The 22,584-nt window shown below is 71.6% G+C and carries 20 protein-coding genes; 13 read left to right on the forward strand and 7 right to left on the reverse strand.

The annotated features are described in order from the left end of the window. Window positions 1-12: 12 nt before the first annotated feature. Window positions 13-363 carry a helix-turn-helix domain-containing protein gene (locus ABZ953_RS10245; protein WP_361719773.1) on the reverse strand — a complete coding sequence of 117 codons (351 nt, stop codon included), beginning with the start codon at window positions 361-363 and terminating at the stop codon, window positions 13-15. Window positions 364-491: 128 nt separating this feature from the next. On the opposite strand from ABZ953_RS10245, the gene ABZ953_RS10250 reads away from it, so the two are divergent. Next, window positions 492-1,337 carry an anti-sigma factor antagonist gene (locus ABZ953_RS10250; RefSeq protein ID WP_361719776.1) on the forward strand — a complete coding sequence of 282 codons (846 nt, stop codon included), beginning with the start codon at window positions 492-494 and terminating at the stop codon, window positions 1,335-1,337. 31 nt (window positions 1,338-1,368) lie between these two features. Here the strand turns inward: ABZ953_RS10250 and paaK are convergent, their stop codons facing one another. Beyond that, a complete protein-coding gene (gene paaK / locus ABZ953_RS10255; RefSeq protein ID WP_361720174.1) occupies window positions 1,369-2,652 on the reverse strand; it encodes a phenylacetate--CoA ligase PaaK in 1,284 nt (427 codons plus the stop codon). Between the two features lie 211 nt (window positions 2,653-2,863). Between paaK and ABZ953_RS10260 the strand changes: the two genes are divergently transcribed. Beyond that, window positions 2,864-3,709 carry an alpha/beta hydrolase gene (locus tag ABZ953_RS10260; RefSeq protein WP_361719778.1) on the forward strand — a complete coding sequence of 282 codons (846 nt, stop codon included), beginning with the start codon at window positions 2,864-2,866 and terminating at the stop codon, window positions 3,707-3,709. Window positions 3,710-3,947: 238 nt separating this feature from the next. Further along, window positions 3,948-4,568 (forward strand): chorismate mutase, encoded by a 621-nt coding sequence (locus ABZ953_RS10265; RefSeq protein ID WP_361719781.1) that lies wholly within the window; start codon window positions 3,948-3,950, stop codon window positions 4,566-4,568. On the opposite strand, the gene ABZ953_RS10270 is transcribed toward ABZ953_RS10265, so the two are convergent. After that, window positions 4,551-5,201, reverse strand: coding sequence for a hypothetical protein (locus ABZ953_RS10270; protein ID WP_361719784.1), 651 nt, complete (start codon window positions 5,199-5,201; stop codon window positions 4,551-4,553). The genes ABZ953_RS10265 and ABZ953_RS10270 overlap by 18 nt on opposite strands. 213 nt (window positions 5,202-5,414) lie before the next feature. Between ABZ953_RS10270 and ABZ953_RS10275 the strand changes: the two genes are divergently transcribed. Continuing rightward, the gene (locus ABZ953_RS10275; RefSeq protein WP_361720177.1) at window positions 5,415-6,869 is read left to right on the forward strand and encodes a PLP-dependent aminotransferase family protein; all 1,455 of its coding nucleotides are present in this window, start codon (window positions 5,415-5,417) and stop codon (window positions 6,867-6,869) included. A gap of 22 nt (window positions 6,870-6,891) precedes the next feature. On the opposite strand, the gene ABZ953_RS10280 is transcribed toward ABZ953_RS10275, so the two are convergent. Then, window positions 6,892-8,376, reverse strand: a complete 1,485-nt coding sequence (locus ABZ953_RS10280; protein ID WP_361719787.1) for an MFS transporter — start codon at window positions 8,374-8,376, stop codon at window positions 6,892-6,894. A gap of 457 nt (window positions 8,377-8,833) precedes the next feature. On the opposite strand from ABZ953_RS10280, the gene ABZ953_RS10285 reads away from it, so the two are divergent. Continuing rightward, the gene (locus tag ABZ953_RS10285) at window positions 8,834-9,724 is read left to right on the forward strand and encodes a LysR family transcriptional regulator (protein ID WP_361720181.1); all 891 of its coding nucleotides are present in this window, start codon (window positions 8,834-8,836) and stop codon (window positions 9,722-9,724) included. Here ABZ953_RS10285 and ABZ953_RS10290 read toward each other — a convergent pair. Then, window positions 9,721-11,343, reverse strand: coding sequence for an acyl-CoA synthetase (locus ABZ953_RS10290; protein WP_361719790.1), 1,623 nt, complete (start codon window positions 11,341-11,343; stop codon window positions 9,721-9,723). The two genes, ABZ953_RS10285 and ABZ953_RS10290, sit on opposite strands and share 4 nt — an antisense overlap. Window positions 11,344-11,553: 210 nt before the next feature. Here ABZ953_RS10290 and ABZ953_RS10295 point away from each other — a divergent pair, with 210 nt between their 5' ends. The 8 genes from ABZ953_RS10295 to ABZ953_RS10330 all read left to right on the forward strand — a co-directional run bounded on the left by ABZ953_RS10295 (window position 11,554) and on the right by ABZ953_RS10330 (window position 20,449). After that, entirely contained in the window at window positions 11,554-12,354 is an 801-nt protein-coding gene (locus ABZ953_RS10295; protein WP_361719793.1) for a crotonase/enoyl-CoA hydratase family protein, read from the forward strand. Between the two features lie 128 nt (window positions 12,355-12,482). Then, on the forward strand, window positions 12,483-13,445 hold the full coding sequence (locus ABZ953_RS10300) for an OB-fold domain-containing protein (RefSeq protein WP_361719796.1): 963 nt from the start codon (window positions 12,483-12,485) through the stop codon (window positions 13,443-13,445). Continuing rightward, the gene (locus ABZ953_RS10305) at window positions 13,445-14,524 is read left to right on the forward strand and encodes a thiolase domain-containing protein (protein WP_361719799.1); all 1,080 of its coding nucleotides are present in this window, start codon (window positions 13,445-13,447) and stop codon (window positions 14,522-14,524) included. The genes ABZ953_RS10300 and ABZ953_RS10305 overlap by 1 nt, the downstream gene beginning before the upstream one ends. An 8-nt stretch (window positions 14,525-14,532) precedes the next feature. Further along, the gene (locus tag ABZ953_RS10310; protein ID WP_361720184.1) at window positions 14,533-15,699 is read left to right on the forward strand and encodes a thiolase domain-containing protein; all 1,167 of its coding nucleotides are present in this window, start codon (window positions 14,533-14,535) and stop codon (window positions 15,697-15,699) included. A 123-nt stretch (window positions 15,700-15,822) separates the two neighbouring features. Next, window positions 15,823-16,065, forward strand: coding sequence for a DUF397 domain-containing protein (locus ABZ953_RS10315; protein WP_361719802.1), 243 nt, complete (start codon window positions 15,823-15,825; stop codon window positions 16,063-16,065). Between the two features lie 170 nt (window positions 16,066-16,235). Then, window positions 16,236-17,213 carry a universal stress protein gene (locus tag ABZ953_RS10320; protein ID WP_361719805.1) on the forward strand — a complete coding sequence of 326 codons (978 nt, stop codon included), beginning with the start codon at window positions 16,236-16,238 and terminating at the stop codon, window positions 17,211-17,213. Between the two features lie 211 nt (window positions 17,214-17,424). Then, window positions 17,425-17,925 (forward strand): hypothetical protein, encoded by a 501-nt coding sequence (locus ABZ953_RS10325; RefSeq protein WP_361719808.1) that lies wholly within the window; start codon window positions 17,425-17,427, stop codon window positions 17,923-17,925. A 157-nt stretch (window positions 17,926-18,082) separates the two neighbouring features. Beyond that, entirely contained in the window at window positions 18,083-20,449 is a 2,367-nt protein-coding gene (locus ABZ953_RS10330) for a glycoside hydrolase family 95 protein (protein ID WP_361719811.1), read from the forward strand. A 44-nt stretch (window positions 20,450-20,493) separates the two neighbouring features. On the opposite strand, the gene ABZ953_RS10335 is transcribed toward ABZ953_RS10330, so the two are convergent. Together ABZ953_RS10335 and ABZ953_RS10340 are read right to left on the reverse strand one after the other, a co-directional pair. Further along, complete coding sequence (locus ABZ953_RS10335; protein WP_361719813.1) at window positions 20,494-21,513, reverse strand: S66 peptidase family protein; 1,020 nt, start codon at window positions 21,511-21,513, stop codon at window positions 20,494-20,496. 289 nt (window positions 21,514-21,802) lie between these two features. Further along, window positions 21,803-22,567, reverse strand: coding sequence for an NAD(P)-binding domain-containing protein (locus ABZ953_RS10340; RefSeq protein ID WP_361719816.1), 765 nt, complete (start codon window positions 22,565-22,567; stop codon window positions 21,803-21,805). Between the last annotated feature and the right edge of the window lie 17 nt (window positions 22,568-22,584).

Raw genomic sequence — 22,584 nt, forward strand, 5'->3', positions numbered from 1 at the left:
CGGTCGCCCGCGTCAGGCCCTGGCGTGATGCCGCTCTTCGTTCTCGCCGGAGCCGGTGCGGTCGGCTTCGTCCCGGACGAGCAGGGAGAGCAGTGAGGCGACGGCAAGTCCGGACTCGGCGGGGTGGCGAAGGACCTTGCCGGGATTGATCCGGTACGTATTGGTACGTCCCTCCCGGGTGTGGGAGAGGTAATCGTCCTGTTCCAGGTCGGCGATGATCTTCTGAACCGCACGTTCCGTGAGGCGGCAATGGGCGGCGATATCGCGGATGCGGGCGTTGTGGTCGTCGGCGATGACCGCCAGCACGCGCGCGTGATTGGTGAGAAACGTCCATCCGGTGTGTGACTCGGGCACTCCATCCATGCCCTCACTCTAGGACGAAGAATACGTGGTTTCAAAAACACGTACGGAGGTTCCGGTATTAGTTGACGTGTGTGCGGGGTTACGGGCAGCCTAGGAGCGGCGGTAGGCAGCGAGGAGAGGAAGAGGCCATGCCGGAGCCTGCGTTCCCCCAGGACCCCTTCGCGGGGCAGGACCCGTTCGCGGGCGAGGGAAGCAATCACGGCCGCACAGCAGTGCCCCTCCCGGCACCGCGGCCGCCCCTGTCGTCGGCGACGCCGCTCGCCGCCGTGCCGGGCGGCGGCAGGCGGAGCGTGGCAGTGCGGGGCGACCTCGACCTCGACGCGGGCCAGCGGATCCGGCCCGAGCTGTACGTCGCGCTCAGTCACGCGGCCCGTGGCATCGAACTGGACCTGAGCGGCGTGGAATTCTGTGACTGCTCCGGCCTCAACCTGCTGCTCGGCCTCCGCCAACAGGCCTTGAAGCAGGGCAAGACCGTCGTCATCACCACCACGAGCCCCGCGATGGAGCGGCTGTTCGACCTCACCGGTACCCGTGCCCTGTTCACCCGCGCCGCCCAGGAAGAGGCCTTGAACGCCGCGTCGGCGGCCCCGTCCGGAACGAAGACGCACACGGAACCCGACCAGCATCTGCACACCGTGGTGGCCCAGCTGCGGCGGGCCATGCAGACCAGGCCGACCATCGACCTCGCCCGCGGCATCCTCATGTCGTCCTTCAACCTGAGCCCCGACGCGGCCTGGGAGGTCCTGGTCACCGCCTCCCAGAACACCAACACCAAGCTGCACCTCCTCGCCGGGGACGTCGTGGGCACCGTCCAGGGAGGCGCCCTGCCCGACTCCGTACGCAGGCAGCTGGAGGCCGCGGTCGCCAAGGCGAACGAGGCGCCCCCCGCACCGGCCACGACCGCGAGCCCCGACCCTCCCGTCGCCGTGGCCGACCCCTGCCTGCCACCGAACGTGTCGCTCGACCCGATGTGACCGCACGAGCCACGGAACTCGCGCGGCCCGCTCAGTCCCGCAGGTCCACGATCCGCCTGAACTTGCCCATCGACCGCTCCAGCGTCTCGGGATCGACGATCTCCACGCCCACCGACACCCCGATCCCGTCCTTCACCGCCGCCGCGATCTCCCGCGCCGCGGCCGCGCGCCGCGCCGACGGCGTGTCCGCCCGGGCCTCCGCCCGCACCGTCAGGGCGTCCATCCGGCCCTCACGGGTCAGGCGCAGCTGGAAGTGCGGTGCGATGCCCGCCGTACGCAGCACGATCTCCTCGACCTGGGTGGGGAAGAGATTCACGCCGCGCAGGATCACCATGTCGTCGCTGCGGCCCGTCACCTTCTCCATGCGCCGGAAGACCCGCGCCGTCCCGGGCAGGAGCCGCGTCAAGTCCCGCGTCCGGTAACGGATCACGGGCATGGCCTCCTTCGTCAGCGCCGTGAACACCAGCTCGCCGCGCTCGCCGTCCGGCAGCGACGCGCCCGTGATCGGGTCGACGACCTCCGGGTAGAAGTGGTCCTCCCAGATGTGCAGCCCGTCCTTGGTCTCCACGCACTCCTGCGCGACCCCGGGGCCGATCACCTCCGAGAGCCCGTAGATGTCCACGGCGTCGATCGCGAAGCGCTCCTCGATCTCGCTCCGCATCTCCTCGGTCCACGGCTCCGCGCCGAAGATGCCGACGCGCAGGGACGTCGTACGGGGATCGACGCCCTGCCGCTCGAACTCCTCGAGGAGCGTGAGCATGTACGACGGGGTCACCATGATGATCTCGGGGCGGAAGTCCTGGATAAGCCTCACCTGGCGCGCGGTCATGCCGCCGGAGGCGGGAATCACCGTGCAGCCCAGCCGCTCCGCGCCGTAGTGCGCGCCAAGGCCGCCGGTGAACAGGCCGTAGCCGTACGCCACATGGACCTTGTCGCCGGGGCGGCCGCCCGCGGCGCGGATCGAGCGCGCGACCACGTCCGCCCACATGGAGAGGTCCTGCTCCGTGTAGCCGACGACCGTCGGAAGCCCCGTGGTGCCGCTGGAGGCGTGCAGCCGGCGCACCTCCGACTGCTCCACCGCGAACATGCCGAACGGGTAGTTGGCCCGCAGGTCGTCCTTGGTGGTGAACGGGAACCGCGCGAGGTCGGCGAGGGAGCGGCAGTCGTCGGGGTGCAGCCCTGCCTTGTCGAACGCGGCCCGGTAGAACGGGACGTTCTCGTACGCGTGCAGCAAGGTGTCCTGGAGGCGTTCCAACTGCAGGGCCCCGAGCTCGCGGGGGCCGAGCTGTTCCGCCGCGTCGAGCAGTGGCGGCATACGCGTCATAGAGAGTGCTCCCGTCCTGAACGGGCGACCGATCATTCGGTCGTCGATCTTCTGTGGACCTCAGTAATCCAGGCCCGGCAGTGGGCGTCAAGAGATCGCGCACAGCTGCTTTGAGCTGGGGCGCAAGGGCATGGGCCACCGTCATGAGCCACGCCCGTGAGCACGTTGCCCGGACGAGCCGCCGGATGTGATGATCAGCCCCATGCCGACATTCAGCGCGTACGACGGGACGGAGCTCGCCTACCACGAGAAGGGGGAGGGCGAGCCACTGCTGTGTGTGCCGGGCGGCCCCATGCGCGCCTCCGTCTACCTCGGAGACCTCGGCGGCCTCACCGCACACCGCCGTCTGATCCTGCTCGATCTGCGCGGCACCGGCGACTCATCGGTCCCGGCCGACCCGGCGACGTACCGCTGCGACCGGCTCGTCGACGACATCGAGGCGCTGCGCGAGCACCTGGGCCTCGACCAGGTCGACCTGCTCGGCCACTCCGCCGGCGGCGACCTCGCCACGCTGTACGCGGCCCGCCACCCCAAGCGGATCCGCACACTCGTCCTCGTCACTCCCGCCACGCTGGCCGTGGGCGGCGCCGTGACCGCCGAGGACCGCAGCGAGGCGGCCGCGCTGCGCAAGGACGAACCCTGGTACCCGGCGGTCGAGACCGCGCTGCGGGAGATCGCCGAGCTCGGCGCGCCCAGCGCGGGCTGGGGGGCCATCGGACCGCTCATGTACGGCCGCTGGGACGCGCGGGCGCAGGCCCACCGGGACCAGAGCGCGGCCCAGAAGAACGCGGCGGCCTCCGAGGCGTACTACGGAGAGGCCTCTTTCGACCCGCCCGCCACCCGCGCCGCCCTCGCCACGATGACCGCCCCCGTGCTCGTCCTCGCGGGCGCCTACGACGGCGGGCCCAACCCGGCACGCGCGGCGGAGCTCGCGGACCTCTTCCCGGCCGGTGTCTGCCAAGTGCAGCCGGGCGGCGGGCACTTCCCGTGGCTCGACGACCCGGAGTGGTTCGCGCGGCGGGTCGCGGGGTTCCTCGCGCAGGACTGAGCGGCTGACCCGACAGGCGTACGGCAGACGTACGGAGACGTACGGGAGACGTACGGAGACGTACGGGAGACGTACGGAGACGTACGGGAGACGTACAGAGACGTACGGGAGACGTACGGAGACAGTGCGGGAGGTCGTCGAGCGCGGGGCGTCCGCGGCAGAGCCCCCTGCTCGTACGATGACCGCCGACCGTGCGCGGTCGCCGGACGTCCGTCATCGATCCCCTGGGGGAACCGCCGTGCGCTTCGCCACTCCTGCCCGCCGCCTGCTCACCGCCGGTGCGCTGACCGCCGCCCTGCTCGCGGGCGGCGGCACGGCCACCGCGGGACCCGGGCAACCCGCCCCGGCCACCCGGGCCACGGCGCCCATGGGTCCCTACGGTCAACTGCGCCCCCTCGCCGACCTGTCCGCACAGCGCCTGGCCACCGCCGACCTCGTCGCGGCGGCCAAGTACGGCACGGACAGCCCCATCGACGACCCGGCCCGTGAGCGGGAGGTCCTCGCGGCGGTCGCCGAACAGGCCGCCGAGGCCGGTGCCGATCCGGCGGCGACCGTGCGGATCTTCCGCGACCAGATCGAGGCCAACAAGGTCGTCCAGCGCGGGCTGTTCCGCCGCTGGGACGCCGACCCGTCCGGGGCCCCGACGGAGCGGCCCGACCTCGGCGAGGTCCGCAAGGAGATCAACCGCGTCAACGGCGAGCTGGTGCGGGGCATCGCCGCGTCCCCCGGCGCGCGGACGGCGCCGTACTGCGGGGGAGCGCTGACCGTCGCCGCCGTACACGTGCGGCACGCGGACCGGCTCGACGCCCTGCACTCCGTCGCTCTGGGCCGGGCGCTCGCGTCAGTCTGCGCGGACTGAGGCGCGCGGCGCGTCGCCGGGGCTCCGGTAGGCGAAGCACGGCATGAAGAACTGGGTGACGGTGCCGACCGCCACGGCGTACAGCACCGTTCCGGCGCCCGCGGTCCCGCCGAGCAGCCAGCCCACGGAGAGCACGGCGAGCTCGATGACGGTGCGGACCCGCCGCAGCGAACCGCCGGTCACGGCGGCCGCACCGGTCATCAGCCCGTCCCGGGGCCCGGGGCCGAAGCGCGCGCCGACGTAGACGGCGACGGAGAGGCCGTTGAGGACTATTCCGCCGACGAGCAGACCGGCCCGGGCGGGCAGCCCGAGGTCCGCGGGCAGGACGAGCAGGCCGATGTCGGAAGAGACGGCCAGCACGGCGATGTTGGCGAAGGTGCCGAACGTCGGCCGCTGCTTCAGCGGGATCCACAGCAGCAGGACGAGCACGCCGAGGACGGCGCTGATCGTGCCGAAGCTGAGCGGCGTGCGGCGCTCGAGGCCCTCGTACAGAACGCTCCACGGATTCACGCCAAGGGCCGCCCGGACCAGGACGGAGAGGCTGAAGCCGTACAGGGCGAGGCCGAGGAGGAGTTGGGGCAGACGTCTCGACGGGTGCTCGCGGAACGGGACGTACGAGATGTTCTGCCGCATGCGGGATGGCCTCCGTGCCGGTGTGCGGGCGTGCGTGTATGTGGGGGTGCGGGTGTGCGGGGGTGTGCGTGTATGCATGTGCGCGCTTCGAGGGGGGCTTGACGCGCCTTCGAAGCCATTTCGGCCACTCTGTAGAGTGATTGGCCTGGAAAACACGGCCAATCCCGGGAGAATGGTGTGGTCGACGCGAACCCCGAGCGGCCCGTGGGGGAGATGGCGGGCCGCCCAAGCCGGACGCTGGGCAGCGGGCAGCTCGCCGCGATGCTGCCCGACCCGGCCGGGGTGCGGCCCGCCTACCGCCACCTCGCGCGGGCGATCGGCGAACTGATCCTGGACGGCCGCATCGCCCTGCACGTCAGGCTCCCCGCCGAACGCGAGCTCGCCGCCGCCCTCGACACCAGCAGGACCACCGTCACCGCCGTGTACGACCTGCTGAGGGAGAGCGGCTACGCCCACAGCAGGCAGGGCGCCGGAACCTGGACGGCGCTGCCCGCGGGCCGCGCCCCGAGCGGTGTCCGGCGACTCCTCGCGGCCGAGGACACCGCGATCGACCTCGCCCGGGCCGCCCCCGGCCTGGCGGAACAGGAGCTCACCGACGCCCTTGCCCGGGTCGCCCCACAGCTCGCGGCGCACGCGCACACGTCCGGCTACCACCCGTACGGCCTGCCCGAACTCCGGGCCGCCGTCGCCGAGCGCTTCACCCGCCGGGGCCTGGCCACCGTGCCCGAGCAGATCCTGGTCACCTCGGGCGCCCAGCACGCGCTGACCCTCGTACTGGGCCTCCTGGGCCGGCCCGGCGACCGCGTCCTGACCGAGAACCCGTCCTACCCGAACGCCCTGGAGGCCATGCGCCGGGGCCGGCTGCGCACGCTGTCGGTGCCCGTCACCGAAGAGGGCTGGGACGTCGACGTCGTCGAGTCGGCCTTCCGGCAGGCGGTGCCACAACTCGCCTACCTGATCCCGGACTTCCACAACCCGACGGGCTGCCTCATGCCCGAGGACGCGCGGGGCCGGATACTGCGCGCCGCCCAGCGGACCGGGTCCTGGCTTCTCGTCGACGAGACCCTCGCCGAGCTCGCCCTCGACGTTCCGGCGCCGCCGCCCTTCGCCTCGCACGCCGCCCCGGGCGCCGCCGGTCAGCTCATCACCATCGGCTCCATGAGCAAGACCCACTGGGCAGGCCTGCGCATCGGCTGGCTCCGTGCCCCCGCGCAGCTCGTCACCGAACTCGCGGGGCAGCGCGTCGCCACTGACATGGGCGGCTCGGTCCTCGACCAACTCCTCGCCCTCGACCTCCTCGACCGGGCCGACGAACTGCTGCCGACCCGCCTGGCAGAGCTGCGTGTACGCCGCGCCGCGCTCGCTGCCACCCTGGCCGAACACCTGCCCGAGTGGAGCTGGCGCTTGCCGCCCGGTGGCCTGTCGCTCTGGGTGGACCTGGGCGAACCCGTCGGTTCGGCGCTGGCCGAGCGGGCGCTCGCGCACGGCGTACGGATCGAGAGCGGCTCCTGCTTCGCCACCGACCCCGGCGTCTTCGAGCAGCGGCTCCGCATCCCGTACACGGCCTCGCCCGACACCCTGCGCGAGGCGGTGCGCCGCCTGGCGACCGCCCTCGCCGACGATCCCCTGCCGACGCCCGCCGCGGGGCGTCCGCGCTGGGTGGCCTGACGACACCTCACGAAGGGATGGATCAGTCGGCCCGGCTGTTCGCGCGCTTCGGCAGGCAGAACATCAGGGCCCACATCAGGGCGAAGGCGCCGCCGACCCACCGGAGCACGCCGGTGAACGCGTCGCGGTGGGCCGCGGCGGCGGGCGATCCGCCCGTGGCCGAGAAGAACACCAGGGCGGTCAGCGCGGTACCGAGGGCGATGCCGAGGTGGACCGCGGTGTTGAACAGGCCCGAGGCCGATCCGGCGTTCTCGTGCGGGACCTCGGCGAGGGACATGTCGGCGAGCGGCCCGCCGATCGTGCCGAAGGCCAGACCGAGCAGCAGGAGCGGGACCGCCATCGCCACGAGGGTGAGGTCGTCCTGGCGGTCGCTGATCTGGAGCCCGTAGAGCGCCATCGAGGCGACGGCGAACAGGGCTCCGGCCTGCGGCACCCGGCGCCCGTGACGCCCCGTGGTCCTCATGGCGATCACCGCACCGCCCATCTCACCGCACGCGATGACCACGAAGGCTGCTGCCGCCTGGAGCGGGCTCATGCCGAGGCCCCGCTGGAGGTACAGCGTCCAGGTCATGAAGAACAAGCCGGACAGCAGGCCCATCAGCATCTGCGCGGCCAGGCCGCCGCAGAACGCCTTGTTCTCGAAGAGGGACAGGGCGACGAGCGGGGTCTTCTTCCCGCGCTGATGGCGCACGAAGACGCCCAGGACGAGGAGACCTGTGCCGAGCATGGCGAAGGACCAGAGCGGCCAGTGGTGGGTGTGCCCCTCGGTGAGCGGGAAGACGATCAGCACCACGGCCGACGCGGACAGCAGCATGCCGGTGAGGTCCAGGCGCGCGGCCTTCGGGGCGGTCGACTCAGTGATGAACTTCCGTCCGAGGATGATCACGGCGAGGCCGATGGGCACGTTGATCAGGAAGATCGGCCGCCAGCCCAGTCCGAGCAGATCGGCCTCGGTGAGCACGCCGCCCAGGACCGGGCCAAGGACGGCGCCGACGGAGAGGACCGCGCCGTAGAGGGCGAAGGCCCGGCTGCGGTGCCTGGCGTCAGCGGCGTCGAAGGTGACGTGGAGGGTCGCCAGGATCTGCGGGATCATCACCGCGGCTCCGCCGCCTTGGAGGACACGCGCCGAGATGAGCATGCCCGCACCGGTGGCGAGGCCGCACAACAGCGAGGCCAGGGTGAACACGGTGGTGCCGATGAGGAAGATCCTGCGCCGTCCGTAGGCGTCGCCGAGCCTGCCGCCGGTGATGAGCCCGAGGGCGAGGGTCAGCGCGTAGCCTGCGGTCAGCCACTGCACGGCGGCAGGGGAGGCGCCGAGGGACTGCTGGAGGGTGGGGATCGCGGTCAGGACGACCGACTGGTCCAGGACGTCCATCAACTCGGCCACCAGGACCACCACGAGGGCGATCTTGGCAGCCATGGCCATCGTGGAGTCGGTGCCGGACGCGGCGTGTGCCGAGGGTTCGGTGGTGTGCTGCGGCTCGTTCTCGAGCGCGGGGGAAGCCACGGTGGGACTCCTGATTCAGGGAATCGGGGGAGCTCGCCGTCAGCCGTGCCGGGGTCGGACAACACGAAACCCGGGGCAGACGGCAGAGCTGCACCCGGGGAACAACAGGGATCTACGGGGGAGGGTGACGCAACTCAGGCCAGCGCGACGTCCGCCCCCGGACACATTCGAAGAAATCAGAACGCGGGGAAACGCGGACGGCTACAGGGCCTGGTGGATGAAATCACCTCAAGATCGCGGAACAGGAAGTCCGAACACTGCCGCCGAAGACTCCGGCGCAGGGACTGATCTACGGTACGACACTCTCGGACCCCGTGCACACCCGATTCCGCACCACTCCCGCCGGATCCGCCCCGGGAAAGCCACCGTGCGAGACTCGGCATCCAGCCGTTGCCCAGCTGCGAACCCAGCTGCGAACCCAGATGTGAAAACGCAGGTCAGGAGCTCAGAGTTGTCATTGGATCTCAATCTGCTGCGTGCGCTGGACGCCCTGCTCCAAGAGAACAGCGTGACCCGCGCCGCCGAGCGGCTCGGCACGTCGCCCGCGGCCGTCAGCCGCACGCTCGCGCGCCTGCGCCGCGCCGTCGGTGACCCGCTCCTGGTCCGCGCGGGACAGGGCATGGTCCCCACCCCGCGCGCCCTGGAACTCCGCGGTGAGGTGGGCGCGTTGTTGCGCGGCTGCGACAACGTCCTGCGTCCCGGTGCCGGTTTCGACGCCGTCCATCTGCAGCGCACCTTCACCGTGCAGGCCACCGACGTGATCCTCGCGGGCCTCGCCGGGACCCTGGTCGACCGGATGCGCGCGGAGGCCCCGCACGTGGACGTGGTCTTCCTGCCGGAGACGGTGGAGGGCGGTCCCGCGCTGCGGCAGGGCCTTGTGGATGTCGAGCTGGGTTCGCTCGGTCACCTGGATCCGGAGATCCGGACCCGCGAGCTGATGCCGATGGAGGTGGTCGCCGTCGCGCGCGACGGGCATCCCCTCTTCGACGGAGAGATCGACGCCCGCCGCTTCGCCGCGGCCGACCACATCGGTATCTCCCGGCGGGGCAAGCGCCAGGGCCCCATCGACAGCGCGCTCGACGCGCTCGGCCTGCGGCGCAGGACCGCGGTCGTCGTCCCCAGCCACACGAGCGCGATGCTCCTCGCCCGGGACACCGACCTCGTCGCTCTCACCCCGGACGGCTGGCTCCAGGACACCATCGAGGCCCTCGGCCTGCGTACGTTCCCCATCCCGCTCGACCTGGCGCCGGTCACGCTGGGAATGGCCTGGCACCCACGCAACTCGGCCGATCCGGGGCACCGTTGGTTCCGCGACCACCTGGCGGCCGCGGCCCTGGGCTCCGGCTAGGCCTGCCCGTCGGCCGCCGCCACCGTCTTCGCCCACCGGTAGTCCGCCTTGCCGCTCGGCGAGCGTTGGATGTGGTCCGTGAAGACGACGGACCGCGGGATCTTGTAGCCCGCGAGCCGCTCCCGGCAGTGGGACTGTACCGCCGCCAGGTCCAACGAGGGCGCCCCAGCACGGAGTTGGACGACCGCGGCCACCCGGCTGCCCCACCGTTCGTCGGGCACTCCGGCGACCAGCGCGTCGTACACGTCGGGGTGGGACTTGAGGGCCTGCTCGACCTCCTCCGGGTACACCTTCTCGCCGCCCGTGTTGATGCACTGGGAACCGCGTCCGAGCACGGTGACGATGCCGTCCTCGTCGACCGTCGCCATGTCGCCGAGCAGGACCCAGCGCTCCTCGCCCTTCTGGAAGAAGGTCTCGGCCGTTTTCACCGGGTCGTTGTAGTAGCCGAGCGGCACGTGCCCGCGTTGGGCGAGGCGGCCCGGCTCACCCACCGGGACGGGCTCGTACGTCGCCGGGTCCACCACCTGCGTGCGTTCGTTGACCTCCAGGCGGAAGCCCTTCTCCGGGCCGGAGTCGTCCGTCGCCCTGCCGTTGGAGCCCGACTCGGAGGAGCCGAAGTTGTTCAGGAGTAGGACGTTCGGCACGAGCTCCTGGAACTGGGCGCGCACCGTCTCCGACATGATCGCCCCGGACGAGGAGACGCTGAAGAGCGACGACAGGTCGGTGCCCCGCAGCGGTCCGCGCAGGGCGTCGATGAGCGGCCTGAGCATGGCGTCGCCCACGAGGGAGACGCTGGAGACGTTCTCCCGCTCGATGGTGCGCAGCACCTCTTCGGGGACGTACTTGCGGTGCAGGGCCACCCGCTGCCCGTAGTTGAAGGCGATGAACGACGTCAGTGTCGACGTGCCGTGCATCAGCGGAGGCGCGGGGAAGAACGTGAGGCCGGGGCCGCCCGCCGCGACGCGCTCGGCGAGCTCCTCGGGCCGCTTGACCGGCTCTCCCGTCGGCTCGCCGCCGAAGAGCCCCGCGAAGAACAGGTCCTCCTGACGCCACATGACGCCCTTGGGCATGCCGGTCGTGCCGCCGGTGTAGATGATGAACAGGTCGTCGCCGGAGCGCGGCCCGAAGCCGCGGTCCGGCGAACCCGCCGCCTCCGCCTCGGTGAAGGGCGCCACGTCGAGCGGGGGAGCGGCCGCGGGCGGCGCCCCCACCCGTATCAGATGGCGCAGCTTCTCCGTGCGCGGCAGGGCGGCCGCGACGCGCTCGGTGAACTCGGCGTCGAAGACGAGCGCCGCGAGGTCCGCGTCGCGATAGAGGTAGACCAACTCCTCCTCCACGTAGCGGTAGTTCACATTGACCGGGACGAGGCGTGCCTTGAGGCAGCCGAGCACGGTCTGCAGATATTCGACGCCGTTGTACAGGTGCAGGCCCAGGTGCTCGCCGGGCCGCAGGCCGCTGTCGAGGAGGTGGTGGGCGATGCGGTTGGCGGCCGTGTCGAGCGCGGCATAGGTCAGCCGGTGCTCCGCGCCTGTGCCGGGGTGGTCGATGTAGACGAGCGCCTCGCGGTCGGGGACCACGTCGACGACCGACTCGAACAGGTCGGCAAGGTTGTACTCCACCGCACTCCTCCTGACCCCGGTGCCCACTGTCACATCTGACGTGGCGGTCATCAGAGCAGAGCCGCCACCAAGTGGGAAGGGGCCCTGCGCAAGAAAACTGACTGGGTGTCAGAAAACTATTGAACTGGCTCCCCCGCTACTGCAACCTGTTCCAGGTCCGGACGCGACAGGCCGGCCGATCGGTGGCCGTCGAGGGAGGGAGCACGGCACATGGCTGGGACGGAACACCTCTCCGTGCGGCGCGAAGGCGCCACACTGATACTCACGCTGAACAGGCCCGACGCGAAGAACGCACTGTCGCTCGCGATGCTCGTGGGCCTCTACGACGGGTGGCTCGCGGCCGACGAGGACGACGAGGTCCGCTCGGTCGTGCTCACCGGCGCGGGCGGCGCGTTCTGCGCGGGCATGGACCTGAAGGCCCTCGCGGGCAAGGGGATGGAGGGCGAGCAGTACCGGGACCGGCTGGGGGCCGACCCCGATCTGCACTGGAAGGCGATGCTGCGGCACCACCGCCCCCGCAAACCCGTCATCGCGGCCGTCGAGGGCTACTGCGTGGCGGGCGGCACGGAGATCCTGCAGGGCACGGACATCCGCGTGGCGGGGGAGTCGGCGACCTTCGGGCTCTTCGAGGTCAGGCGGGGACTCTTCCCCATCGGGGGGTCGACCGTGCGGCTCCCGCGGCAGATCCCGCGGACCCACGCCCTGGAAATGCTGCTCACCGGCCGCCCCTACTCGGCGGCGGAGGCCGCCTCCATCGGCCTCGTCGGCCATGTTGTCCCCGACGGAACCGCCCTGGAGAAGGCCCTCCTCATCGCCGAGCAGATCAACGCCTGCGGACCACTCGCCGTCGAAGCGGTCAAGGCCTCCGTGTACGAGGCCGCCGAGATGTCCGAGGCGGACGGCCTGGCGGCGGAGCTGAAGCGGGGGTGGCCGATCTTTGACACCGCCGATGCGAAGGAGGGCTCCAGAGCCTTCGCCGAGAAACGTGACCCGGTGTTTCGGCGGGCCTAGGTCCCGTCTCGCCTGCGGGGCCGTCGTGGCTGGTCGCGCAGTTCCCCGCGCCCCTCAAGGGGCCCCCGCCGTCCCCGCGCCCCGACGGGGCCCTCGCCGCCCCCTCGCCTGGAAACGGAGTTTTGGTCATGACAACCGCCTCCTCACCCGAAGTGCTGCGTGCGCCGCTCGTCGTCGAGTTCCCCTTCACCCGCTCCCTCGGCCCCGTGCAGAGCGCCTTCCTGACCGGGCTGCGCGAACGCACCGTGCTCGGCGTCAGGACCGGCGACGGGCGCACGCTCGTGCCGCCCGTCGAGTACGACCCGGTGACCGCCGAAGAGGTACGCGACCTGATCGAGGTCGCCACGACCGGCACCGTCACCACCTGGGCCTGGAACCACGAGCCCCGCCGCGGCCAGCCCCTCGACACCCCCTTCGCCTGGGTCCTTGTCAGGCTCGACGGCGCCGACACCGCCCTGCTGCACGCCCTGGACGCGCCCGGCCCCGACGCGGTGCGCACCGGCATGCGGGTCCGGGTCCGCTGGGCCGCCGAACGCGTCGGCGCCATCACGGACATCGCCTGCTTCGAGGCGTACGAAGGCGACAGCGAGGCGACCCGGCCGGGCCCGCACAGCGGCGAGTTCGAGGAGCCCGTGACCGGCATCGTCGCGCCCGCGCGGCTCGACTACACCTACTCGCCCGGCCGCGCCCAGTCCGCCTACATCCACGCCCTCTCCGAGCGCAGGACCGTCGGCGAGCGCTGCCCGTCCTGCGCCAAGGTGTACGTGCCGCCCCGCGGCGCCTGCCCCACCTGCGGCGTCGCCACGGTGGAACGGGTCGAGGTCGGACCGCGCGGCACCGTCACCACGTACTGCATCGTCAACATCAAGGCCAAGAACCTCGACATCGAAGTCCCCTACGTCTACGCGCACATCGCCCTCGACGGCGCCGACCTCGCCCTGCACGCACGGATCGCGGACATCCCCTACGACCAGGTCCGCATGGGCCTGCGCGTCGAACCCGTCTGGACCGAAGGCGGCCGCTACCCCGACCACTACCGGCCCACGGGCGAACCCGACGCCGACTACGACACGTACAAGGAGATGGTCTGATGGCGCCCCGCAAACCGCCGGTGACGCGGCCCGCCCGCGACGTCGCCGTCGTCGCCTTCGGGCAGAGCGACCACCTGCGCACCACCGACGAGCTCTCCGAGGTGGAGATGCTGATGCCCGTGCTGCACGAGGTCCTCGCCGCCACCGGCCTCAAGACCAGCGACATCGGCTTCACCTGTTCCGGTTCGTCGGACTACCTCGCGGGGCGCGCCTTCTCCTTCACCATGGCGCTCGACGGGGTGGGCGCCTGGCCGCCGATCTCCGAGTCGCACGTCGAGATGGACGGCGCCTGGGCGCTGTACGAGGCATGGGTGAAGCTCCAGACCGGCGAGGCCGACACCGCGCTCGTCTACGCGTACGGCAAATCCTCACCCGGCTCCGTGCGCGACGTGCTGACCCGGCAGCTCGACCCGTACTACGTCGCCCCGCTCTGGCCCGACTCCGTGGCGCTCGCCGCGCTCCAGGCGCAGGCGCTGATCGACGCGGGAGAGACCGACGAGCCCGCGCTCGCCGGGGTCGCGAGCCGCAGCCGGGCCGACGCGGCCGCCAACTCCCATGCGCAGCTGCGCGGTTCGGTCGAGCAGGGCGACTACGCCGTACGTCCCCTGCGCACCGGAGACTGCCCGCCGATCGGCGACGGGGCCGCCGCCGTGATCCTCGCGGCGGGGGAGCGGGCCCGCGAGCTGTGCCCGCGCCCTGCCTGGATCCGCGGCATCGACCACCGCATCGAGGCGCACGCGCTCGGGGTGCGCGACCTGACCGACTCGCCGTCCACCCGCCTGGCCGCCGAGCGCGCCGGAGTCTTCGAACGCCCCGTAGACACGGCCGAGTTGCATGCCCCCTTCACCTCCCAGGAGGTCGTCCTGCGCAACGCCCTGCAGCTCGGTGACGACGTCACCGTGAACCCGTCGGGCGGTGCGCTCGCCGCCAACCCGGTGATGGCCACCGGGCTCATCCGGCTCGGCGAGGCAGCGGCCCGCATCCACCGGGGCGCATCGGACCGCGCCGTCGCCCACGCCACGTCCGGGCCCTGCCTCCAGCAGAACCTGGTCGCCGTCCTGGAAGGAGACGCCCGATGAGCAACTCGGTGGGCAAGGAGCCCGTCGCCGTCGTCGGGGTCGGGCAGACCAAGCACGTGGCCGCGCGGCGGGACGTCTCAATCGCGGGCCTCGTCCGGGAGGCGGCCCAACGTGCCCTGGTAGACGCGGAGTTGACATGGGCGGACATCGACGCCGTCGTCATCGGTAAGGCGCCCGACTTCTTCGAGGGCGTCATGATGCCGGAGCTGTACCTCGCCGACGCGCTCGGCGCCGTCGGCAAACCCATGCTCCGCGTGCACACCGCGGGCTCCGTCGGAGGCTCCACGGCGCTCGTCGCCGCCAACCTCGTGGCGGGCCGCGTCCACGGCACCGTTCTGACCCTGGCCTTCGAAAAACAGTCGGAATCAAACGCGATGTGGGGCCTGTCGCTGCCCGTTCCCTTCCAGCAGCCGCTGCTCGCGGGGGCGGGCGGCTTCTTCGCGCCGCATGTGCGCGCGTACATGCGGCGCACCGGCGCCCCCGACACGGTCGGCTCGCTCGTCGCGTACAAGGACCGCCGCAACGCCCTCAAGAACCCCTACGCGCACCTCCACGAGCAGGACATCACCCTGGAGAAGGTCCAGGCCTCGCCGATGCTCTGGGACCCCATCCGCTACTCCGAGACGTGCCCGTCCTCCGACGGCGCCTGCGCGATGGTCCTCACCGACCGCGCGGGCGCGGCCCGTTCACCCCGGCCGCCCGCCTGGATGCACGGCGGCGCCATGCGCAGCGAGCCGACCCTCCACGCGGGCAAGGACTTCGTCTCCCCGCAGGCGGGCAAGGACTGCGCGGCCGACGTCTACCGGCAGGCCGGCATCGCGGACCCGCGCAGGGAGATCGACGCCGTGGAGATGTACGTGCCGTTCTCCTGGTACGAGCCGATGTGGCTGGAGAACCTCGGCTTCGCGGCGGAGGGCGAGGGCTGGAAGCTCACCGAGTCCGGCGTGACGGAACTGGACGGTGACCTCCCGGTGAACATGTCCGGCGGCGTCCTGTCGACCAACCCCATCGGTGCCTCCGGCATGATCCGCTTCGCCGAGGCGGCGCTCCAGGTGCGCGGCCAGGCAGGGGAGCACCAAGTCGACGGCGCCCGCAGGGCACTTGGGCACGCCTACGGCGGCGGCTCGCAGTTCTTCTCCATGTGGCTGGTCGGCGCCGAACCGCCCACCACCTGACGGAGCGGGCCCGCCGGACGGAGCGGGCCCGCCCGGATCGAGGTCCTGCCGTCGCGGCCTGTCCGGCGCTCGGAGCGAAAGCTAGGCTGGCGCCGGACGACGCAATTCGGGAGGAGCACGGACGTGGCCGACAGCACCACTCAGCAGCATCCGCTCGCGGGCTGGCACAAGCCGGAGCTCGACCTCAGCACGGCGGACTGGCGATCCAGCAGCGAGGGGCGTGGAGATGTGGAGATCGCCTTCGTCGAAGGATTCGTCGCGATGCGCAACAGTGGGCACCCGGAGAGCCCTTCCCTGATCTTCACCCCGGCGGAGTGGGGGGCTTTCGTGCACGGCGCCCGCGCGGGCGAGTTCGACCTGACGTAGGGCGGCCGTTTCCCGTACGGCACACGGCCCTGCTGCCACCACCCGGTGACGGCAGGGCCTCCTGCTGCCACGGTTCCTTCCCGTCCTTCCCGCCCGGTGGTCTTTCGGCCCTGCCGATCGCGTGACCTTCGACTCTCCCGGTGCCCGGCGCACTGGACAAGGCTGACGTCATGAGCAGCGAAACGGTCGACAGCGTGAGCAGTGAGTCCGTGAGCGGTGAGTTCGTGAGCGGCGGTGGGTCCGGAGGCGGGGGCGGCCCCGTCGTCGCGGCCGTCGACGGTTCGACCGGCAGCGGCCGCGCCCTGGAGTGGGCGCTGGCCGCCGCCCGGTTGCGGGGTATGCCGCTACGGATCGTGCACGTGCGCGGGTACGACGTGCCGCTCGTCGACGGCCCGTTCGCCTCGGTCCTTGAGCGCACCGAGAACGACCCCGTCCTCGACCATGTGCGCGCCTCCCTCGTGGGCCGCGCCGACCTGCCCGAGCTGGATTTCGTCACGGTGGACGGCAGCCCGGGGCGCGAGTTGCCGCGGCTGGGCGGCGAGGCCCGGCTGTTGGTCCTCGGCTCGCGCGGCAGGGGCGGGTTCGCCAGCCTGCTGCTCGGCTCGAACGGCCTGGCGTGCGCGCGGGAGGCGGCCTGCCCGGTGGTGGTCGTGCCGCGCCCGGCGGGCGGTGCGCAGCCGCGGGACCCGGAGGTGCCGGGGCCGGACGCCGGGCCGCGGGTGGTCCTCGGGCTCTCGGCGCCCGCCCCGGACGGACATTCCGTGGCGTTCGCCTTCGCCGAGGCGGCGCGGTGCGGGGCCCGGCTCCAAGTGATCGCCGCGTATCCGTGGCCCGTCCTGAGCGCCACGGCCGCCGGTGAATTCGTGATGAAGGCGGTCGCGGACCAGGAGACCGAGCGGGAGTACGGAGAGCTCGCCGACGCGCTCCTCACGCCGTACCGGGAGCGGTACTCCGCCGTGCCGGTGGACGTGTTCATCGCGCCCGGCGACGCGGCACGGCACCTCGTCGAGGCCTCGCGCGCCGCCGACCTCGTCGTGGTCGGCCGCCACCGGCGTCGGCTGGCGCCGGGCCGCATCCTCGGCTCCGTCACCCAGGCGGTGCTGCTGCACGCGGGCTGCCCGGTGGCAGTGGTACCGCCGGAGCGGTAGCGCACGAGAGCGAGGGGTGTGCAAGGTCTTGAGGCCGCCGATGCGGTCGGGGCCATCGGCGGATGCTGCCCGGGGTGGGCGGCGGGGCACCGAGGTGGGCGTCGCGTGGCTGGTCGCGCGGCCGCCGCGGCTGCGCGCGGTGCTTTCCGGCTCGCCCGAACCGCGTCCGCCCCCGCGCAGGCGGAGCCCGAAGGGCACGTACCATGGGCGCATGTCCTTCCTCCGCCGCCGCAGCTCCGCCACTCCCGCGGGCCCGGAATTCGACGTCCTGGCCATGGACCCCGGTGACTGGCCCGGCAATCTCGGCGCGGGCCTGCTGCCCGCCCCCGACGGCAGCTGTCAGGGCGTCTTCCTGCGGTACGACCTGTTCGGCGGCCGCGGCCCCGCGATGATCATCGGCAACCTCCCCGAGGGCTCGCCGGCGCGCGAGACCGCCGACGGCGAGGTGCCCTTCGAGGTGGCCCAGCTGCTCCTGGCCCTGGAGAACGACGAGGACATCACGGTCGTCTCCACCGAGGACGTGCCGGTGATGCAGGGCGACAACCTCCTCATCGTGCGCCGCCTCAAGCTCTCCGAGGGCCGGATCTCCTGCGTGCAGTTCGACCGCAGTGACAACGTCCTGGTGACCATCGCCGCCTGGGACCGGCCGATCACCGACGACCTGTACGCGCTCCTGAAGCCGCTGCCCGCCGAGCTCTTCCAGCAGGGCTGACTTCAGCAAGGCTGCCCCGGCACTAGGGCTACACGTACTTCCGTCCAAGCACTGCCCCGTTCCGTCCAAGGATCGGGGCAGTTTTGCGTCTTGCTACCCAGTCATCGGACCTTTAACGTGATCGGTCATGGCGCAGGGGATCACGCGAAGGACGACCATGAGGTCCGCACTCGGCGGTGCTGCTGCGCTGGCTGTGGGAGGTGGCGGGGTTGCCGGGGCGGTCGGGGCCGTCGAAGTCGAACCCGCCTCGGCGGCCGACGGGCTGCCGGAGCGTGATACCTCCGATGAATTGCTCCTCTGGTACGGCACTCCGGCCGCCGACTGGGAGCGCGAGGCCCTTCCCATCGGCAACGGTGCCCTCGGCGCGATGGTGTTCGGCACCCTGGCCTCCGAACGGCTCCAGTTCAACGAGAAGACCCTGTGGACCGGCGGGCCCGGCGCCCAGGAGGGCTACGACTCCGGCAACTGGCGCGCGCCCCGCCCCGGCGCCCTCGACGCCGTCCGCGACGAGCTCGACGAGAAGGGCAGGCTCGCCCCCGACGCCGTCGCGGAGAGGCTCGGCCAGGCCCGGCGTGGCTACGGCGCCCACCAGGCCTTCGGGGACCTCCACATCGACGTGCCGGGCGCCCCGGCGGCACCCGATGCCGCCTACCGCCGCGCCCTCGACATCGCACAGGGCCTCGCGACCGTCACGTACCGAGATGAACAGGCCCGTCACCAAAGGGAGTTCTTCGCCTCGTACCCCGACAGGGTGATCGTCGGGCGACTCTCCGCCGACCGTCCCGCGCAGGTCACCTGCACGCTCCGCTACTCCTCGCCCCGTACCGACTTCACCGCGACGGCGGACGGCGACCGGCTCACCGTACGCGGTGAACTCGCCGACAACGGGCTGAAGTTCGAGGCCCAGCTGCGCGTCGGGCACCGGGGCGGGACGCGCGTCGCGCACGGCGACGGAAGTATCACCGTGACCGGCGCCGACCAGGTGTGGTTCGTCCTCGCCGCGGGCACCGACTACGCCGACACCTACCCCGACTACCGGGGCGACGACCCGCACGCCACCCTCACCCGCACCGTGGACAAGGCCGTCCGGTCCGGCCACTCCGCGCTGCGCGCCCGCCATCTGCGGGACCACCGCGCCCTGTTCGACCGCGTCACCCTGGACATCGGCCAGGCGATGCCCGCCGACCTGCCCACGAACCGGCTGCTCAAGCAGTACGGGACCGGGGCGGACGCCGCCGCCGACCGGGCGCTGGAGGCGCTCTTCTTCCAGTACGGCCGCTACCTCCTCATCGCCTCCTCGCGCGCGGGCTCCCTGCCCGCCAACCTCCAGGGCGTCTGGAACAACAGCACCACCCCGCCCTGGTCCGCCGACTACCACACCAACATCAACCTGCAGATGAACTACTGGCTCGCCGAGGCCGCGAACCTGCCCGAGACGACCGCCCCGTACGACCGCTTCGTCGAGGCCCTGCGCGCCCCCGGACGGCGCACGGCCAAGGAGATGTTCGGCAGCCGCGGCTGGGTCGTCCACAACGAGACCAACCCCTTCGGGTTCACCGGGGTGCACGACTGGCCGACCGCGTTCTGGTTCCCCGAGGCCGCGGCCTGGCTCACCGCGCAGCTCTACGAGCACTACCGCTTCGGCGGCTCCACGGACTACCTGCGCACCACCGCCTACCCGGCGATGAAGGAGGCCGCCGAGTTCTGGCTCGACAACCTGCGCGCGGACCCGCGCGACGGCACCCTGATCGTCACGCCCAGCTACTCGCCCGAGCACGGCGACTTCACGGCGGGCGGCGCCATGGCCCAGCAGATCGTCCACGACCTGCTCACCAACACCCTCGAAGCGGCCCGCCTGCTCGGCGACGCACCGTCGTTCCGCGCCGAGTTGGAGGAGGCGCTGGGCTGCCTCGACCCAGGCCTGCGCATCGGCTCCTGGGGGCAGCTCCAGGAGTGGAAGGCCGACCTGGACGACCGTACGGACGACCACCGGCACGTCTCCCACCTCTACGCCCTGCACCCGGGACGGCAGATCGAACCCGGCAGCGAGTGGGCCGAGGCGGCGAAGGTCACCCTCACGGCGCGCGGTGACGGCGGCACCGGCTGGTCCAAGGCCTGGAAGATCAACTTCTGGGCGCGCCTCCGTGCCGGCGACCACGCACACAAGATGCTCGGCGAGCAGCTCAAGTCCTCGACGCTGCCCAACCTCTGGGACACCCATCCGCCGTTTCAGATCGACGGCAACTTCGGCGCCACGTCGGGCACGGTGGAGATGTTGCTGCAGAGCCAGCACGACGCGATCGAGATCCTGCCCGCGCTGCCCGCGGCATGGCCCGACGGCTCGGTACGCGGCCTGCGGGCACGCGGCGGCGCGACCGTCGACATCGACTGGGCGTCGGGCCGCGCCACCCGCATCGTCCTGAGAGCATCGCGCACCCGCCAACTCACGGTGCGGAGCACGCTGTTCAGCGGCGGTACGCGGACGGTGAAGGCGCGGGCGGGCCAGCGGTACGTCTTCGACTGAGAACCCGACTCGATGATGCAAAGCGCCTCACTGATCCGCCTTGCTCAGCTGACCGATTCGCCGCTGTGAGCGACCCGCACCGCCGGTTCGAGCAGCGACAGCGTCCGCTGCTGCGATTCGAGGGCGACGCGGATACCCACCGGCATCGGCAGGTTCGGGCCGGCGTGTCCGAAGTCGACGTTGCCCAGGACCGCGATGTCGCGGTCGGCGAGGACGTCGAGGACGATCTCGCGGAGGGTCGGGGACGCGTCCGCCCCGAGCCCGTCGATCGCGTATGGCATGCCCACGACCATGCCGGAGATCCGATCGAGGATCCCGCGGTGCCGCAGCACCTGCAGATAGCTCCACACATGCGCGGCCTGGCCGCCCATCTCCTCCCAGAACAGCACCGCGCCGTCGAACCATTCGAGCGGGATCGCGTAACGGGTCGCCTGCGACAGCACAATGCGATTGAGCAACCCACCGATCAGCCGGCCTTCGGCGCGACCGGCACGCCAGCACTCCCACGACGGGCTGGTGGGCAGCGCACCGATCGCCTCTGGGCCGGTCAGCAGCGTCGAGTAGAGCTTCCCAAGCTCCGCTTGGCGCTCCGCGGGCGCGGCCTGCCAGTGCCCGCCGAGTCCAGGGGTGGCCAGATCGGCGTGGAATCCGACCAGGCCCGTGCGCGCATGGAGCACCAGATGCAGCAGCGAGATGTCGCTGTAGCCGAGGATCGGCTTGGGGTCCGCAGTGATCGCCTCGTCATCGATCAGGTCGAGGTAACCGAGCGCCGTCGTCCCACCGTCATGCGCAATGATCGCGCGCACCTCAGGGTCACGCAGAAGCGCGTTGAACTCCTCCGCGATCTCCGCCGGCCGAGCCGCGCTCCACCAATGGTGCCGCCCGGTTTCAAGCAGCGGCGCGAGACGCACGCGGAATCCCATCCGTTCAAGCACAGTCACCGCGCGCTCGAGGTCGGGCGCGTATCTGACATCGAGCGGACCGGAAAGCGACGCGATGACGACGAGGTCTCCGGGCGCCAACGCGCGGGGCCGAAGCGGTTGAGGCAGCGCAGCTCGTGTCATCGAGGCAGTATCCCGATGCCTGCACCAACACGCCACGCATTTACAGATCAGCCGTTCAGCTACAGATCGGCCGTTCAGCAGGCCAAGGCCGCACGAGCAGGCCGACGCCGGCAAGCGAGGCGCCTCGGCGGCCGCGATAGCAGCGCCCTCGAACGGGTCCCCACGCAGGAACACGGCGGCCGGTCGGCGAACAACATCGCTCAGGTGATCGCCGGGATCAGGCCGAAGGCGGCCTCCTTGCGGGACCGGCGTACCGGCGCCCACGCCGCCTTCAGCTTCGGAGCTTCGGCTACCGCAGATCGGCGAGGAGGGCGTCGAGGGCCTTGCGGAGGGCCTCGGAGTTGGCCGGGTCGAACCACGTGGTGCGGATGCGTTCGTTGTTGCCGTTCGGGGTCTCGTGGTCGGCGGCGAGTCGGTCCAGGGAGCGGGTCTCGTCGCTCAGGGCGCGGCCGACGCCCTGGAAGAGCCCTCGGACGTAGCGGTCGGCGTCGCCGGAGGCGATGCCCTGGCCTGCGGCCCACGACGTGAGCGTGGCGAGGTACGAGTAGTGGGTGGTCAACGTCCCCGTGAGCGCGGAGAAGACATCGAAGGCCGCCTCGTCCGCGACCGGCAACACCCCACCCAGACGCTCGAAGAGAGGACCCACCACCGGGTGCGCCGGGTACGTCACCGTGACGGCGCGCCGTTCACGTACGGCAGGCAGGGGGATGGCACGTACCAGTGAGGCGCCGGTGGCCAGGATCCGGCGCAGCTCGTCGTTGGCGACGCCGGCCATCACGTTGACCACGATCTTATCGTCGTCCACCCGCAGACCGTTCAGCGCTTCGTACCGGTCCTGTCGGCGTACGGCGACGATGACCACGTCGGAGTGGTCCACCACCTCCTGGTTGTCGGCACAGACCCGCACGCCCTCGTATCGCGCGGACAACTCCGCTGCCGTGCGGGCACCTCGGGGCGAGAGGAACACCTCCGGCGTTTTCTCGTCCCCGTCGCACAGCCCCGTCACAAGGGCCCGGCCGATCTCGCCCACTCCGATGATGCCGATGCGCTTCACTCTTCTCCTACCTCCAT

Origin of the sequence: Streptomyces sp. NPDC046465, from assembly GCF_040646035.1 — a bacterium.
In the GTDB taxonomy this organism is placed as follows: Bacteria; Actinomycetota; Actinomycetes; order Streptomycetales; family Streptomycetaceae; genus Streptomyces.

Excerpts from the sequence above, each read along its gene's own strand:
- ABZ953_RS10245 (WP_361719773.1), bottom strand. The coding sequence starts at position 363 with ATGGATGGAGTGCCCGAGTCACACACCGGATGGACGTTTCTCACCAAT.
- ABZ953_RS10305 (WP_361719799.1), top strand. The coding sequence starts at position 13,445 with ATGGCGCCCCGCAAACCGCCGGTGACGCGGCCCGCCCGCGACGTCGCC.
- ABZ953_RS10295 (WP_361719793.1), top strand. The coding sequence starts at position 11,554 with ATGGCTGGGACGGAACACCTCTCCGTGCGGCGCGAAGGCGCCACACTG.
- ABZ953_RS10260 (WP_361719778.1), top strand. The coding sequence starts at position 2,864 with ATGCCGACATTCAGCGCGTACGACGGGACGGAGCTCGCCTACCACGAG.
- ABZ953_RS10325 (WP_361719808.1), top strand. The coding sequence starts at position 17,425 with ATGTCCTTCCTCCGCCGCCGCAGCTCCGCCACTCCCGCGGGCCCGGAA.
- ABZ953_RS10275 (WP_361720177.1), top strand. The coding sequence starts at position 5,415 with ATGGCGGGCCGCCCAAGCCGGACGCTGGGCAGCGGGCAGCTCGCCGCG.
- ABZ953_RS10250 (WP_361719776.1), top strand. The coding sequence starts at position 492 with ATGCCGGAGCCTGCGTTCCCCCAGGACCCCTTCGCGGGGCAGGACCCG.
- ABZ953_RS10330 (WP_361719811.1), top strand. The coding sequence starts at position 18,083 with ATGAGGTCCGCACTCGGCGGTGCTGCTGCGCTGGCTGTGGGAGGTGGC.
- ABZ953_RS10270 (WP_361719784.1), bottom strand. The coding sequence starts at position 5,201 with ATGCGGCAGAACATCTCGTACGTCCCGTTCCGCGAGCACCCGTCGAGA.
- ABZ953_RS10320 (WP_361719805.1), top strand. The coding sequence starts at position 16,236 with ATGAGCAGCGAAACGGTCGACAGCGTGAGCAGTGAGTCCGTGAGCGGT.
- ABZ953_RS10300 (WP_361719796.1), top strand. The coding sequence starts at position 12,483 with ATGACAACCGCCTCCTCACCCGAAGTGCTGCGTGCGCCGCTCGTCGTC.
- ABZ953_RS10335 (WP_361719813.1), bottom strand. The coding sequence starts at position 21,513 with ATGACACGAGCTGCGCTGCCTCAACCGCTTCGGCCCCGCGCGTTGGCG.
- paaK (WP_361720174.1), bottom strand. The coding sequence starts at position 2,652 with ATGCCGCCACTGCTCGACGCGGCGGAACAGCTCGGCCCCCGCGAGCTC.